This is a genomic window from Glycomyces terrestris (genome assembly GCF_003933745.1).
Lineage (GTDB): Bacteria > Actinomycetota > Actinomycetes > Mycobacteriales > Micromonosporaceae > Glycomyces > Glycomyces terrestris.
This window is the reverse complement of record NZ_RSEB01000002.1, coordinates 717242-732566: the sequence shown is the minus strand read 5'-3', so window position 1 is coordinate 732566 and position 15325 is coordinate 717242. Positions and strand designations below refer to the sequence as shown.

General features: G+C 71.8%; 9 protein-coding genes. 4 read left to right on the top strand and 5 right to left on the bottom strand.

The features are described from left to right. Positions 1-217 precede the first annotated feature (217 nt). Genes xylA through EIW28_RS08825 form a run of 3 tightly spaced genes read right to left on the bottom strand, consistent with a single transcriptional unit; the run spans position 218 to position 5111 of the window. A complete protein-coding gene (gene xylA / locus EIW28_RS08835) occupies positions 218-1390 on the bottom strand; it encodes a xylose isomerase (protein ID WP_125247322.1) in 1173 nt (390 codons plus the stop codon). A 16-nt stretch (positions 1391-1406) separates the two neighbouring features. Then, positions 1407-2813 carry a xylulokinase gene (xylB, locus tag EIW28_RS08830; RefSeq protein ID WP_125247321.1) on the bottom strand — a complete coding sequence of 469 codons (1407 nt, stop codon included), beginning with the start codon at positions 2811-2813 and terminating at the stop codon, positions 1407-1409. Next, positions 2814-5111 (bottom strand): TIM-barrel domain-containing protein, encoded by a 2298-nt coding sequence (locus tag EIW28_RS08825; protein WP_125247320.1) that lies wholly within the window; start codon positions 5109-5111, stop codon positions 2814-2816. It abuts the gene before it with no gap. A 218-nt stretch (positions 5112-5329) separates the two neighbouring features. On the opposite strand from EIW28_RS08825, the gene EIW28_RS08820 reads away from it, so the two are divergent. Continuing rightward, on the top strand, positions 5330-5800 hold the full coding sequence (locus EIW28_RS08820; protein ID WP_125247319.1) for a Dps family protein: 471 nt from the start codon (positions 5330-5332) through the stop codon (positions 5798-5800). 72 nt (positions 5801-5872) lie between these two features. On the opposite strand, the gene EIW28_RS08815 is transcribed toward EIW28_RS08820, so the two are convergent. Both EIW28_RS08815 and leuS read right to left on the bottom strand, forming a co-directional pair. After that, positions 5873-7276, bottom strand: a complete 1404-nt coding sequence (locus tag EIW28_RS08815) for an endo-1,4-beta-xylanase (protein WP_197717158.1) — start codon at positions 7274-7276, stop codon at positions 5873-5875. 292 nt (positions 7277-7568) lie between these two features. After that, a complete protein-coding gene (gene leuS / locus EIW28_RS08810) occupies positions 7569-10397 on the bottom strand; it encodes a leucine--tRNA ligase (protein WP_125247317.1) in 2829 nt (942 codons plus the stop codon). Between the two features lie 321 nt (positions 10398-10718). Between leuS and EIW28_RS08805 the strand changes: the two genes are divergently transcribed. From EIW28_RS08805 to EIW28_RS08795, 3 genes are read left to right on the top strand one after another with little or no spacing between them, the layout of a single operon-like run. Further along, on the top strand, positions 10719-11711 hold the full coding sequence (locus tag EIW28_RS08805; protein WP_125247578.1) for an AAA family ATPase: 993 nt from the start codon (positions 10719-10721) through the stop codon (positions 11709-11711). Positions 11712-11713: 2 nt separating this feature from the next. After that, positions 11714-12958, top strand: a complete 1245-nt coding sequence (locus tag EIW28_RS08800; RefSeq protein WP_125247316.1) for a DUF58 domain-containing protein — start codon at positions 11714-11716, stop codon at positions 12956-12958. Continuing rightward, positions 12955-15315, top strand: coding sequence for a transglutaminase family protein (locus tag EIW28_RS08795; RefSeq protein WP_125247315.1), 2361 nt, complete (start codon positions 12955-12957; stop codon positions 15313-15315). Before EIW28_RS08800 ends, EIW28_RS08795 begins: the two co-directional genes overlap by 4 nt. Positions 15316-15325 lie beyond the last annotated feature (10 nt).

Below are 15325 nucleotides of genomic sequence, written 5' to 3'. Positions count from 1 at the left end.
AACCTCCAATGGTTCTCCCCGCCGCCGCGGAGGGCCCGTCCGTAGTGTTCGGGCCAAGGGGAAATCGAATCCTCCTGAGGGTGACAGCGCCGCGAGGCGCAGATCCTACTGATGGGTGTGGGGTTGCGAACCGGGCCCGGAGCGAATGCTCCGGGCCCGGTTCCGTCGTCCGTCCTGGGCCCGCCGCGGAATGACTCCGGGGCGGGCCGGTCGAGTCCTAGCGGACGCCGTAGAGGTGCTCCAGGGCGAGCTGGTCGAGCGCCTCGAAGGCCATGCCCTTGGCGGCGAGGCCGTCGACGTCGACCTCGACCTGCTTGAGGTCGGCCCAGGTCTCGCCCTCGGCGAGGGTCGGGACGGCGAGCTCGTCGACGCGGGCCGCCTTGAGGGCCGCCTGGACCTCGGGGTCGGCGCGGAACGCCTTGACCTTCTCGCGCAGGATCTTGTAGTTGCGCATGCAGGCGGCCGCCGAGACCCACACGCCCTTGTCGTCCTCGGTGCGCGGGGGCTTGAAGTCGAAGTGGATCGGGCCGGTGTACTGGCCCTTGGCGATGCCCTCCTCGACGGCGTCGACGGTCCAGAAGGCGCCGCCGACGTTTCCGGCGCCGAAGCGCAGGTCCTGGTCGTAGCGCGGACCGGTCTGGCCGTTGAGGTCGATGTGGTAGAGCTTGCCGTGCCACAGCGCCTGGCGGATGCCGGCGGCGTAGTCGAGGCCGGCCATCTCCTCGTGCCCGATCTCGGGGTTGATGCCGGTCAGCTCCGGGCGCTCGAGCTCGTTGATGAACGCGATCGCGTGGCCGAGGGTCGGCAGGAGGATGTTGCCGCGGGGCTCGTTCGGCTTCGGCTCGATCGCGAAGCGGAGGTCGTAGCCCTGCTCGACGACGTACTCGCCGAGGACGTCGAAGGCCTCCTTCATGCGCGCCAGCGCGGCCTGCACGTCCTTGGAGCCGCCGGACTCGGCGCCCTCGCGGCCGCCCCAGGCGACGTAGATCTCGGCGCCGAGTTCGGCGGCGAGGTCGATGTTGCGCATGACCTTGGCGATCGCGAAGCGGCGCACGTCGCGGTCGTTGTGGGTGAAGCCGCCGTCCTTGAAGATCGGGTGGCCGAACAGGTTCGTGGTCGCGGTGGTGACCTTGAGCCCGGTCTCGTCCAGGGCCTTCTTGAAGGCGCCGATCTTGGCGTCGCGCTCGGCCTCGGAGTCGTCGAAGTCGAACACGTCGTTGTCGTGGAAGTTGACGCCGTAGGCGCCGATCTCGGCGAGCTCGCGGACGGCGCGGTCGGCGGACATGGGGGCGCGGGTGGCCGAGCCGAAGACGTCCTGAGCCGCCCAGCCGACCGTCCAGATGCCGAAGGAGAACTTGTCCTCGGGCACCGGTGCGTACTTGTCGGTCATCTGCTTTCCTTTGCTGTTATCGGTGCTTGGCCCAGGACGAGGTCTCGTCCCTGAGGGTCGCGTACTGCTCGACTGTTCTTCTGGAGGACTCGGAGGAGGCGGTGCCGGTGAGCCGCTCCGTGTCCCCGTGCTTCCACTGCGGCGGTTGGTCGCGGCCGGACAGGGCCCAGGCCGCCTGCCTGGCGGCGCCGAGGGCCACGTACTCGGCCGCGGGAGGGACTTCCACGTCGACGCCGAACACGGTGGGGGCGATTCGGCGGACGGCTTGGGAGGCGGCGGCGCCGCCGATCAGGAGCACCCGGGCGGCCTCCAGGCCCTGGGCGGCCATCGCGGCGAGGCCGTCGGCCTGGGCCGAGAGCATGCCTTCGACGGCGGCGCGGGCGAGGTCGGCGCGGGTGGCCCCGGTGGTGAGGCCCGAGAGGACGCCGGTCGCGTTCGGGCGGGCCGGGGTGCGCTCCCCGTCGAGGTAGGGCAGGAGGGTGAGGCCTCCGGCGCCGGGGGCGGCGGCGAGCGCGAGGGCGTCGAACTCGGCGTGGTCCACACCGAGGAGGGTACGGAACGTGTCGAGGACGCGGGCGGCGTTGAGGGTGCAGACCAGCGGCAGGAACCGGCCGGTGGCGTCGGCGAAGCCGGCGACGAGCCCGGAGGGATCGTTCGCGGGGACGTCGGAGACGCCGAAGACGGTGCCGGAGGTGCCGAGGGAGACGGCCACGTCGCCGGGGCCGAGGCCCAGGCCGAGGGCCGCGCCGGCGTTGTCGCCGGTGCCGGGGGCCACGATCGCGCCCCAGGGGGTGCGGCCGACGGTCTCGTTCGGGGCGGCGACGCGCGGGAGGACGAGTTCGCGGCCGAAGGCCTGGACCAGGCGCTCGGGCACGTAGGCGCCGGTGCGCGGGGACCAGTAACCGGTGCCGGAGGCGTCGGAGCGGTCGGTGGTGGCCTCGGCGGCGGTCGCGCCGCGGAGCTTCATGGTGAGCCAGTCGTGCGGGAGCATGACCGAGGCCGTCCGCGCCGCGTGCTCGGGCTCGTGCTCGGCGAGCCAGGCGAGCTTGGTGGCGGTGAAGGAGGCGGCGAGGACGAGGCCGGTGTCGGCGGCCCAGGACTCGGGGCCGCCGTGCTCGGCGGTGAGGCGCTCGGCCTGGGGGGCCGAGCGGGTGTCGTTCCACAGCAGGGCGGGCCGCACGACCCGGTCGTCGGCGTCGAGGGCGACCATGCCGTGCTGCTGCCCGGCGACGGCGACGGCCTCGGCGCGCTCCAGCAGGCCCTTGCCGGCCTCCTGGAGGGCCTCCCACCAGGCGTCGGGCGGGCACTCGGTGCCGTCCGGGTGGGAGGCGCGACCGGAGTCGACGATCTCGCCGGTCTCGGCTTCGACCAACAACACTTTCGTCGACTGCGTCGATGAGTCGACTCCGGCCACGAGGGTCATCTACTTACGCTCCAGCTCCACATTCGCGGGCTTGCCCGCAACATCGATCACGCTCACATTAGCGATGTCGGCCGGGCCGGTGGAAACCAGGGTCACCGAAGTTTCAGAAACTGTTTCTACCGACACGGTGGTGTCGCCGTCGACGTCGGCGATCGTGATCCCCTCGGCCGGGGCGCCCCACACCTCGAGGGTGATGTCCGCGAACGGCTCCTCGCCGATCGTCTCGCCGGGGGCCACGCGCGGGATGATCGCGCCGTAGCGCACGAAGACCGGGAAGGTCTCCAGGCCGTGCCTGGTGTCGATGTAGCGGCCGCCCTCGTGGACCTCCTTGGTCCAGTAGTCGATCCACCGGCCCCGCGGCAGGTAGACGCGGCGCTCGCCGGACGGGTCGTTCACGGGCGCGACGAGCAGGTCGGTGCCGAGGCGGAACTCCTGGTCGGCGGTCCACGAGACCGGGTCGGCCGGGTCGTCGACGTTGAGGGCGCGCAGGACCGGCTCGCCGGTGCGCGACGCCTTGACGGCGGCGGTGTAGAGGTAGGGCATCAGCGAGTAGCGCAGCTTCAGGGACTCGACCGCGAGGCGCTCGGCCTCCTCGGAGAACTCCCACAGCTCGCGGGTGGTGGTGCCGTGGTAGCGCAGCAGCGGCGAGAGCGCGCCGAACTGGGCCCAGCGGATGTAGAGGTCGTCGCTCGGCGTGCCGTTGAAGCCGCCGGTGTCGTGCGACCAGAACGGGACGCCCGAGAGGCCGTGCGAGAGGCCGCCGCGGATGGTCCCGCCGAGGCCGGCCCAGGTGGTCTGGACGTCGCCCGACCACTGCGCGGAGTGGCGCTGCCCGCCGAGGAACGAGGAGCGGGCCCACACCAGCTCGTGGCCGTTGACCTCGCGGGTCACGTCCACGACCGCGTCGTTGTAGAGCAGGGTGTAGACGTTGTGCAGCTCGGTGCCGGTCATGCCGTTGTGCGCCACCGCGTCGGCGGGCACGCCCTCGGCGAAGTCGGTCTTGTACAGGGCCGCGCCGGCCTGGAGCGGGCCGCGCAGCAGGTCCTTCCACCACGCGACGGCGTCGGGGTTGGTGAAGTCGACGATGCCGCTGGCCTGGTGGGAGCCGTGCCAGACGTCGGCCACGTAGGTCTCGCCCTTGGCGTTCTTGAGGAAGTAGCCGCGCTCGTCGCCCTCACTGAACACCGGCGACTTGTGGGAGATGTAGGAGTTCATCCACAGGCAGACCTTGAAGCCCTGCTCGGCCAGCGCCGCGAGCATGCGCTCGGGGTTCGGGAAGTTCTCCCGGTCCCACTGCATGTCCGACCAGTGCGGCTCGTGCTGCCAGAAGGTGTCGAGGTGGAGCACGTCGCAGGGGATGCCGCGCTCGCGGATCTTCTTGGCCCGCTCCAGGACCCGCTCCTCGGAGTCGACGAAGAAGCCGGAGGAGATCCAGGTGCCGAAGGCCCACTTGGGCGGCAGGGAGGGGCGGCAGGTGAGCCGGTCGAAGCGGTCGAGGACCTCGACGGGGGCCCCGGCGATGACGAAGTACTCGAGGGCGTCGTCGGGGACGATGATCTCGACGGCCGCGTGGGTCTGCTGGGCCATGTCGAACTCGACGGGGGCGCCCGAGTTGACGAGGATGCCGTAGCCGCGGTCGGAGACGTACATCGGCACGTTCTTGTAGGCGCGGATGGACTCGGAGCCGAAGGCGTCGAAGTTCCACATCAGGGGGCGCTGGCCGCGGGCGTTCAGGGGCGCGAAGCGCTCGCCGAAGCCGGCGAAGGCCTCGTCGGGGGCGGCGGTGAAGGACTCGTGGAAGGCGACGGGCGCGCCGTCGACCAGGGAGCGTCCGAAGGGGAGGGTGCGGAGGCGGCCGGAGATGTCCTGCTCGCCGGGGTTCTGGGCGACCAGGAGCCGGCCGGAGGCGTCGGTGTAGCGCAGGGACCAGGCGTCGAGGGTGGCGACGGCGCGGACGGAGCCGGCGTCGACGGTGAGGACGCCGTCCTCGACCGCGACCTTCGCGCCGTCGAAGTCGGCGGGGTGGACGAGTTCGATGATCTTCTCGGCGGCCGGGCGGTCCGCGGAGTCGGCCGCGAGGCGGGTGCCGATGACGCCCTCGCCGGCGACCGCGATGGCGACGGACAGCTCCTCGCCGGCGCTCGTCCGGGCCTTGAGGAGGGCGTAGTCGGCGCCGGTCGCGACGACCTCGGCACTGGTGACGGCCGACAGGCCCTGCTCGCCATCGGCGCGCTGGGGCAGCTCCGGGGGGTCGGCGACGAAGAACTCGCGGGCGACCAGCGGCGGGCGGTAAGGCATACGTTGCTCCTGCTCGTTCAGGGTGCGGACGGCGTTGGCGGGCCGCGAACGGCACGACACGGATTAGTTTATCGACTAACCCAACAAATTGCGACCCGGGGAGCCGACGCTCCGCATCATCCCCCGCGGGGCGCCGGCGCGGGCAAGTTTGGCCCCGGGCGGGCCGGGTACGGCTACGATCGCTGTTGACCACTGCCCGGAACTGCGAGGTGCACGTTATGTCGACCGTCCGCTCCAGCCTCTCCGACGAGAACCGCGACACGACCGCCAAGGCGCTCCAGGGCGCCCTCGTCGATCTCATCGACCTGTCCCTGGTGGGCAAGCAGGCGCACTGGAACGTCTACGGCAAGAACTTCCGGTCGCTGCACCTCCAGCTCGACGAGATCGTGCTGTCGGCGCGCAACGCCGCCGACCTCGTGGCCGAGCGCGCCATCGCCATCGGGGTGAGCGCCGACGGCCGCGCCGCCACGGTCGCCGAGAGCTCCTCGGTCCCCAAGATCCACGACGGCACCATCTCCGACACCGAGGTCGTCTCGCTCATGATCGACGCCTACACCTCGGTCATCACGAACATGCGCGAGCGCATCGAGACCACCGAGTCGGCCGACCCGGTCTCCCAGGACCTCCTCATCGGCATCACCGCCGAGCTGGAGAAGCAGTCCTGGATGTTCCAGGCCGAACTGGGCTGACGAACGGCGTTCCCGCCGGGGCCCGGGCGCGACGCGCCCGGGCCCCGGCTTCTTTCTGCGAAGGGAACGAGGTCAGGCGGGCGTGCAGGTCACCGTGGGAACGGAGGCCGTGGCGCCGTCGGGTTTGGTGATGTTGAAGCCGAACGTCGTGGTCTGGCCGGTGGCGAGGGTGCCGTTGTACGGCGCGTTCGAGCCGGTCACCGTGGCGCCGGAGAGGTTCCCCTGGAAGCTCCAGGCGTTCGAGATCCGCTCCGAGCCGGGCCAGGTCCACGTCACCGTCCAGCCCGAGAGGTTCTGGTTGGCCTTCACCGTGCCCGCGTACGTCGCCCCGGTGTTCCAGGGGCTCTGGACCGACAGGGTCGCGGTGCAGCCCGCGCCGGGGGTCGGCGAGGTGGTGGTGACCGGGTCCGAGGTCGGGGGCTCGGTGGTGCCGTCGCCGAGGGCGCTCAAGACCGAGTTGTAGGCCGGCTTCTTCGAGTAGTCGTCGTTGAACAGCAGCGGCGCGCCCTCGCCCGGGAAGACGCCGGGCACCCACGAGTCGCCGTCGCGCAGACCCCACACGGTGACGCCGGTGCAGTCGGCGAGCTCGGCGCAGATGCTCACGACGCGCTCGTAGTCCTGCGCCTGGCGGGCCAGCTCGCTGCTGTCGGCCGGCATCGCGATGCGGATGTCGAGCTCGGTGATGCGGACCTTGAGGCCGAGGTCGACGAAGCGCTGGAGGTTCGCCTCCATCGTGGACGGCACCTGGCCGAGGATGAGGTGGGACTGGAAGCCGACGCCGTCGAGCAGGCCCTGGCCCACCAGGCCCTGGGCGATCGTGTAGATCCGGTCGGACTTGGCGTTGTCGGCCTCGATCGAGTAGTCGTTGATGTAGAGGTCGGCGTTCGGGTCGGCCGCGCGGGCGGTCTGGAACGCGGTGGTGATGTACCCCTCGCCCATGGCGCGCAGCCAGAACGAGTCGCGCATGGCGCCGTTGCTGTCGCTGACGACCTCGTTCACCACGTCCCAGGAGTCGACGCGGCCCTCGTAGCGGTTGGCGACCGTGTTGATGTGGTCCACCATCGCCGCGCGCATGGCCGTGCCGGAGAGGCCCTGCACCCACGACGGGGTCTGCTGGTGCCACACGAAGGTGTGGCCGTGGACGGTCTGGCCGTTGTCCTCGGCGAAGTCCACGATGGCGTCGGCCTGGGTGAACGTGTAGTTCCCGTCGCTGGGCTCGGTCGCGTCCCACTTCATCGCGTTCTCGGCGGTGAGGGAGTTGAACTCGGTGGCGACGATGTTGCGGTACTGGGCGTTGTTCATGAGCTGGCTGTAGGAGACGGCCACGCCGATGTCCTTGCCCAGTTCGTCGGCGGCGCCGCGCAGGGTGGTCTGGGCGCTGGCGAACTGCGTGGACAGTCCGATGCCGAGCGCGGCGGTCGCGACGGTGACGACCCCCGCGATCACCGCCCGCCGGCGTTTGCGGGTAAGCAGCACGTTGGAACTCCTCAAGGTGGTGCCGCGCCGTGAGGGAACGAGGCTGTTCAGCAGATGGGCCCCGCGGGGGCGGAGCGCTCCCAGCGAGGTGAGTGACAGCCTAGCGGTTGGCATCGATATTGGTCAATACTGCGATGCGCGAAGGCGGCCCGCGCGCCGCGGCGCGCGGGAGGAGCCCCCTTGAACGGGCGCGAGGGGGCGCGGACCGTGCCGGTCCGCGCCCCCTCGGTTCGCCCGCGCCGCCCTACTCGGCAACGCTGCTATTTGGCGGCACTGCTCTTTGGCGACCCTGCTATTTGGCGACGATGGAGACCATCTTGCCCGCCACCACGATGACCTTCTTGACGTCCTTGCCGGCCAGGTTGGCCGCGACCTTCTCCTCCGCCAGCGCCGCGGCCTTGACCACGTCCTCGCCCGCGCCCGCGGCGACCTCGACGCGGCCGCGGACCTTGCCGTTGACCTGGACCGGGTAGGTGACGGTGTCCTCGACCAGGTACCGCTCGTCGGCGACCGGGAAGTCCACGTAGGCGATGCCGCCGGTGTGGCCCAGGCGCTCCCACAGCTCCTCGGCGATGTGCGGGGCGATCGGCGCGACCATGACGACCAGGGCCTCGGCGGCCTCGCGCGGCACCGGGTGCAGGCCGGTCACGTGGTTGTTCAGCGTGATCAGCTTGGCGACGGCGGTGTTCATCCGCAGGTGCTCGTAGTCGTCGCGCACGCCGGCGACGGTCTTGTGGATCTCGCGCAGCGTCTCCTCGGAGGGCGCGACGTCGGCGACGACGGTCTCGCCGGTCTCCTCGTCCACGATGTTGCGCCACAGGCGCTGGAGGAACCGCTGGGAGCCGACGATCGCGCGGGTCTCCCACGGCTTGGAGTCGGCCAGCGGGCCCATCGACATCTCGTAGACGCGGAAGGTGTCGGCCCCGTAGGCCGCGCAGACCTCGTCCGGGGTGACGACGTTCTTCAGGGACTTGCCCATCTTGCCGTACTCGCGGTTCACCTTGGCGCCGTTGTAGGTGTAGACGCCGTCGGCCTGCTCCTCGACCTCCTCGGCCGGGACGTACACGCCGCGGTCGTCGGTGTAGGCGTACGCCTGGATGTAGCCCTGGTTGAACAGGCGGCGGAACGGCTCCCGGCTGGAGACGTGGCCCAGGTCGAACAGGACCTTCTGCCAGAAGCGGGCGTACAGCAGGTGCAGCACGGCGTGCTCGACGCCGCCGATGTACAGGTCGACGCCGCCGACGTCCTCGGTGTCCCGCGGGCCCATCCAGTACGACTCGTTGGCGGGGTCGGCCAGGGTCTCGGCGGCCTGCGGGTCGGTGTAGCGCAGCTCGTACCAGGAGGACCCGGCCCAGTTGGGCATGGTGTTGACCTCGCGGCGGTACTGCTTGGGGCCGTCGCCCAGGTCCAGCTCGACCTCGACCCAGTCCTTGGCGCGGCCCAGGGGCGGCTCGGGGGCGGAGTCGGCGTCCTCGGGGTCGAAGGTCTTGGGCGAGAAGTCGTCCAGGTGCGGCAGCTCGACCGGCAGGTGGTCCTCGGTCAGGGCCACCGGCAGGCCGGTCTCGTCGTAGACGATCGGGAAGGGCTCGCCCCAGTAGCGCTGGCGGCTGAACAGCCAGTCGCGCAGGCGGAAGGTCACGGCCTTCTCGCCGCGGCCGCGCTCGGCCAGCCACTCGATGACGCGGTCCTTGGCCTCGGCCACGCGCAGGCCGTCCAGGAAGCCGGAGTTCACGGCGACGCCGTCGGCGGTGTAGGCCTTCGAGCGGTCCCACTCCTCGGCGGCCCCGTCCTCGCCGGCGGCGACGACCTGGACGATCGGGATGCCGAACGCGGTCGCGAATTCGAAGTCGCGCTCGTCGTGGGCGGGGACGGCCATGATCGCGCCGGTGCCGTAGCCGGCCAGCACGTAGTCGGCGATGAAGACCGGGACGGTCTCGCCGTTGACCGGGTTGGTGGCGTAGCCGCCGGTGAAGACGCCGGTCTTCTCCTTGGCGTCGGCCTGGCGCTCGACGTCGGTCTTGGCGGCGGCCTGGGCGCGGTAGGCGGCGACGGCCCCGGCGGGGGTGTCGTGGCCGCCGGTCCAGGCCGCGGGGACGCCCGCGGGCCAGGTCTCGGCGGTCAGGGCGTCGACCAGCGGGTGCTCGGGGGCCAGGACCATGTAGGTGGCGCCGAACAGGGTGTCGGGCCGGGTGGTGAAGACCCGGATGTCGCCCGCATAGGTCGCGAAGTCCACATAGGCGCCGGTGGACTTGCCGATCCAGTTGCGCTGCATGGACTTCAAGGACTCGGTCCAGTCCAGGCCGTCCAGGTCGGCCAGCAGCCGGTCGGCGTAGGCGGTGATGCGCATCATCCACTGCTTCAGGGTGCGCGTGTACACCGGGAAGTTGCCGCGCTCGCTGCGGCCCTCGGAGGTGACCTCCTCGTTGGACAGCACGGTGCCCAGGCCCGGGCACCAGTTCACGGGGGCCTCGGTGACGTACGCCAGGCGGTGGTCGTCGACGACGCGGCGGCGCTCGACGTCGCTCAGGTCGGCCCAGGCGCGGCCGCCGGGGACGGGGCGCTCACCGGACTCGAACGCGGCGACCAGCTCGGCGATCGGCCGGGCCTTGTCGGCCTCGGTGTCGTACCAGGAGTTGAAGATCTGCAGGAAGATCCACTGGGTCCACTTGAAGTACTCGGGGTCGGTGGTGGCGAACTCGCGGCGATTGTCGTAGCCCATGCCGACCATGCGCAGCTGGCGCCGGTACCGGTCGATGTTCTCGGCGGTGATCTCGGCGGGCTGGCGGCCCGTGGCGATCGCGTACTGCTCGGTCGGCAGGCCGAACGCGTCGAAGCCCAGCGGGTGCAGGACGTTGTACCCGGCCATGCGCAGGTACCGCGAGTACGCGTCCGTGGCGATGTAGCCCAGCGGATGGCCGACGTGCAGGCCCGCGCCCGAGGGGTAGGGGAACATGTCCATCACGAACTTCTTCGGGGCGCCCGACCGCGGGTGGCCGGGCTCGGCCAGCGCACCGGTCGGATTGGGCGCGCGGAAGGTCTGCTCGGCCTCCCAGCGCTCCTGCCAGCGCGGTTCGATCTCGTTGGCCAGCTTGGCGTCGTAGCGGTGTGCGGGTTCGGTCATGACTCGTCCTGTGGTCCTGGAGCGGCTCTGGGTTCGTTCGGCGTTCGCTGGGTACTGACCCTAGACAGCAAAAAACCCCAGACACGCTGGGGTGGCCGTGCTGGGATCTGTCCCGCACGGCTAGCTAAGCAGCTCGAATCGCCGAGGCATGGCCCCAGTGTAGCCGAGCGGTCCCCTGGTGGCGCGCGACATACGGTCTGGGCGGGTCCGAGTAGGATGGCGGGAACGCGGCGGTTCCGGCGCACGCCGCTCACCCGCCTCACCGACTCCCCAGGAGGACCGTTGACCTTCGAGTCGTCCCCCGAGAAGCCCGACGGCACGATGCCGCTCCCGAGCACCGCGCAGGGGCCCGCGCCGCTGTCGCCGCAGGAGTTCAAGGCCACGGCCGAGGCGATCCTGACCAACGTCGAGTGGGTCATCGAGGGGAAGTCGCACACGATCAGGCTCGCGCTGGCGGTCATGCTCGCCGAGGGGCACCTGCTGCTGGAGGACGTGCCGGGCGTCGGCAAGACGCAGCTGGCGAAGGCCCTGGCCAGGTCGGTCGACTGCTCGGTGCGGCGCATCCAGTTCACTCCGGACCTGCTGCCGTCGGACGTCACGGGCGTGAGCATCTTCGACCCCGAGAAGCGCGACTTCGTGTTCAAGCCGGGCGCGATCTTCGGGAACCTGATCCTCGGCGACGAGATCAACCGCGCCAGCCCGAAGACGCAGGCCGCGCTCCTGGAGTGCATGGAGGAGCGGCAGGTCACCGTCGACGGCAACACGTACAAGCTGCGCAGCCCGTTCATGGTCATCGCCACCCAGAACCCGGTGGAGATGGAGGGGACGTACCCGCTGCCGGAGGCGCAGCGCGACCGGTTCGCCGCGCGCCTGGCGATCGGCTACCCCGACATCAACGCGGAGCTGGCGCTGCTGGACCGGCGCGAGGAGTACAACCCGCTCGACGCGCTGCGGCCGGTGGCCGACGCGGAGATGATCGTGCGGATGATCGCGGCCGCGCGCGCGGTGCACCTGGCGCCCGAGCTCAAGCGGTACGTGGTCGACCTGGTGGCCGCGACGCGCACGAACGCGCAGGTCCGCTTGGGAGCGAGCCCGCGCGCGACGCTCCAGCTGCTGCGGTGCACGCAGGTGCTCGCGGCGATGGACGGCCGCGACTTCGCGCTGCCGGACGACGTGCAGCAGCTCGCGGTGCCGGTGCTCGCGCACCGGCTGATCCCCACCACCGAGACCACGATGGGCGGCGGCGACACGAAGGCGATCGTCTCCGACATCCTCAGGCACGTCCCGGTGGTGTCGCACCCGGGGAGGTTCTAGGCGTGGAGCTCACCGGGCGCGGCAAGACGCTGCTGGCGGTGAGCGTGGTCGTCGGCCTCACCGCCCTCGCGGTGGGCGAGGGCGACCTGCTGCGCGCCGCCGTCCTGGCCGCGATCGCACCGCTCGGGGGCCTCCTGGTCCTGCGGTGGACGCGGCCGGCGCTGGAGTCGAACCGGGTGCTCAACCCGGCGCAGGTCGAGGCGGGGCAGGCGACCCAGGTGCGCCTGGGCATCCAGAACATCGGCCGCAGCCGGCCCGCGGCGCTCATGCTCGAGGACCGCATCCCGTACCGGCTGGGGAACCGGCCGCGGCTGGTGCTCGAACGGCTCGCGCCGGGCGCGCGGAGCGTCGTCAACTACACGATCACGCCCGGTTCGCGGGGCGCGTACGAGCTGGGTCCGCTGACGGTGCGCACCTCCGACCCGTTCGGGCTCGCGGTGTCGGTGCAGGAGTTCCCGGTGACCACCGAGCTCATCGTGACCCCGCGCATCCAGCCGCTGCGCAGCCTCCTGCTGCCGGGCGGCGCGGGCATGTCCTCGGGCGAGTCGGCCGCGCACGCCGTGGCGATCACCGGCAACGACGACATCGCGGTGCGCGAGTACCGGCACGGCGACGACATGCGGCGCGTCCACTGGAAGGCCAGCGCGCACCGCGGGCAGCTCATGGTGCGCCGCGAGGAGCAGCCGTGGGAGAACAACGCCGCGGTCCTGCTGGACGTGCGGCGCGGCGCGCACCGCGGGGAGCTGTCGAGCTTCGAGTGGATGGTGGACGCGGCCGCGTCGGCGACGGTGCGGCTCGCGCGCGACGGCATCGACCCGTGGCTCATCACCGCGCACCGCGACTTCGAATGCCGCCAAGGCGACTACAGCCAGGCGATGCGGTACCTGGCGACGGTGGCCGCGGCCCCGGAGGCGCCGGTCGGCGCGATGGTCGAGAAGGCCCAGCGGGCCCGGTCGGTGTCGGGGATCGTCGCGTTCCTGGGGCACCTGACGCCCGAGGAGGCCGGGACGCTGGCGCGGCTCGCGCGCCGCGGCGGGCACTGCACCGCGCTCGTGGTCGACCCGGTGCGGTGGATCCCGAAGGCCGCGTCGAGCCGGGTGGACCCGCGCGAGCAGGTCTTCGCGCAGCAGCACGCCGCCGCGCTGTCGGCGCTCGCGACCGCGGGCTGGCAGGTGATCCCGGTCGTGGCCGGGACCGAGCTGCGCCGGGTGTGGACCCGCCTGAGCGCGTGGAGGACTCTGGCATGAACGGACAGCGCCACGCGACCGTGGTCGCGGCCGCCACCCTGGCCCTGACGCTGACCCCGCTCATCGGGATCTTCGAGGGCCTGGGCTGGGCGTTCCCGGTCATGCTCACGATCGCGATGATCGCCACGGCCGGGTCGCTCATGCGGGCGGCCGGGCGCGGGCAGGGCCTCCAGACGCTGGCGATGGCCGTGACGCTGGTCGTCATCCTCACCGCCGGGTTCGGCGGCGGCACGGGCCTGCTGTTCGTCGTCCCGATGCCGGCCACGTTCGAGCACTGGGCCTCGCTGGCGCAGGACGGCGTGGGCGCGATCATCGTGAACGCGCCGCCGGTGGAGGCCACCGGCGGGATCATGTTCCTGACGGTCCTCGGCGTCGGCGTCGTCGCGATCCTGCACGACATGTTCGTGGTGGGCCTGCGCACGCCGGCCCTGGCGGGGCTGACGCTCCTGACGATGTACCTGGTGCCGGTGTCGGTCGCGCCCGACGCGACCGCGTGGTTCTGGTTCATCCTCCCGGCCGTCGCGTACCTGTGGATCCTCGGCGACGACAACCTGCGGCGGGTCTCCGCGTTCGGGCACCGGTTCACCGGGGCCGGGCAGCTGGTGGGCCGGTCGTTCCCGTCGCCGATGGCGCGCACGGCGCGCTGGTCGGCGACCGGCTTCGTGGCGGTGACGCTGCTGGCGCTGACGCTCGTGCCGGCCAACACGTCGGGGCTCATCGACAACGTGGCCGAGGGGATCCAGGGCGGCGGGGAGTCCTACGGGCTCGGCGACGTCAACCCGTGGGCGCAGCTGTCGGGCTCGCTGACGCGGCCCGAGGAGGTCGACGTGCTGCGGGTGACCACGGACGACCCGAACCCCCGGTACCTGAAGATGCACGTCCTCGACGAGCTCACCAGCGACGGCTTCGGCCCCAACGACTACGACGGCACGCAGGACCTCGACTCCCTGGACGACCCGGGCGACGAGGTGTACACCGCCGAGATCGAGAACCTCCAGCTGGAGGCGCCGGTCGTGCCGGTCTACGGGGCCCCGGCGGACCTCGACATCGACGGCGACTGGCGGATCGACCCCGACACGGGCGTCATCGTCGGCGACCGCAGCGACATGGGCGACGTCGAGGAGTACACCCTCAGGTACGCCGAGCCGGCGCCGGACGCCGAGACGCTCGCGTCCGCCGCGGGCATGGACCCCGGCGACGAGCGGTGGGACGCGAACACCGCCCGCCCGGACGTGCCGGAGCTGAGCGAGATCGTCGCGGACGCGACGGCCGGTGCCGACACGGTCCACGAGAAGGTCCTCGCGATCACGCAGTTCCTCTCCGTGAGCAACGGCTTCACGTACTCGCTGGAGACCTCCGACGCGGGCAACGACGAGGCGATCCTCGACTTCCTGGAGACGAAGCGCGGCTACTGCCAGCAGTACGCGGCCTCGATGGCGTGGATGCTGCGCGAGGCGGACGTGGCCGCGCGCGTGGTCGTCGGCCTCTCGCAGGGCTCGCGCGTCGACGGCAACGAGTGGGTGCTCACCAGCCACGACTACCACGCGTGGGTCGAGGTGTACTACGACGGGCCCGGCTGGGTCACGTTCGACCCGACCCCGGCTTCGGGCGTGCCCGGGTCGGTCACGTTCCCGTGGGCGCGCGAGCCCGCCGAGGAGGAGGATCCGGGCGAGGAGCCGAGCGGGAACGACATCACCCCCGAGGAGCCGACCGCGGCGCCGACGGACGAGAACGGGCAGACGCTGCCGCCCGAGGAGGGCGCGAGCGGCGGCCCGTCCGAGGAGGCGGCCGACGGCGCCGCGGAGCCGCTGCTGCCGTTCCACCCCGGCTGGCTCGCGCTCCTGCCGCTCCTGGCGGTGCCGTTCGCGCCGGCGCTGTGGCGCGGCGGGCTGCGCCGGCGGCGGCTGCGGCCCGGGACGCTGACCGCGCAGACGGCGTGGGACGAGGCGATGGACCTGGCCCAGGACTACGGCGTGTCCATTCCGGACTCGTACACGCCGCGGCAGGCCGCGGGCGTGCTCGCGGCGGCCGCGCCGGACGCGCGGGAGGCCGCGGCCGCGCTCGGCTCGGCGATGGCGCTGCACCGCTACTCCCCCAGGGGCGCCGACCCCGCGGGGCTCGCCGACGCGCTGCGCGACCTGTACGCCGAGCTCGACAAGAACGCCGAGCCGCGCGCGAAGTACCGGGCCATGTTCTGGCCCGCGTCGCTCATCGCGAAGGCGAGCGCGGGCCGGGCCGAGCAGAGCGCGCGGCTCTCGCGCCGCTCGGCGCGCACGACCGACCGGGTGCGCTCGGCACTGCGGCGTCCGCGACGTTCGAACAACCGCGACCGGCACGGTGTCGGAGGCCGCGCCTAGGGTTGCCGGT

Excerpts from the sequence above, each read along its gene's own strand:
- xylA (WP_125247322.1), bottom strand. The coding sequence starts at position 1,390 with ATGACCGACAAGTACGCACCGGTGCCCGAGGACAAGTTCTCCTTCGGC.
- xylB (WP_125247321.1), bottom strand. The coding sequence starts at position 2,813 with ATGACCCTCGTGGCCGGAGTCGACTCATCGACGCAGTCGACGAAAGTG.
- EIW28_RS08825 (WP_125247320.1), bottom strand. The coding sequence starts at position 5,111 with ATGCCTTACCGCCCGCCGCTGGTCGCCCGCGAGTTCTTCGTCGCCGAC.
- EIW28_RS08820 (WP_125247319.1), top strand. The coding sequence starts at position 5,330 with ATGTCGACCGTCCGCTCCAGCCTCTCCGACGAGAACCGCGACACGACC.
- leuS (WP_125247317.1), bottom strand. The coding sequence starts at position 10,397 with ATGACCGAACCCGCACACCGCTACGACGCCAAGCTGGCCAACGAGATC.
- EIW28_RS08805 (WP_125247578.1), top strand. The coding sequence starts at position 10,719 with ATGCCGCTCCCGAGCACCGCGCAGGGGCCCGCGCCGCTGTCGCCGCAG.
- EIW28_RS08795 (WP_125247315.1), top strand. The coding sequence starts at position 12,955 with ATGAACGGACAGCGCCACGCGACCGTGGTCGCGGCCGCCACCCTGGCC.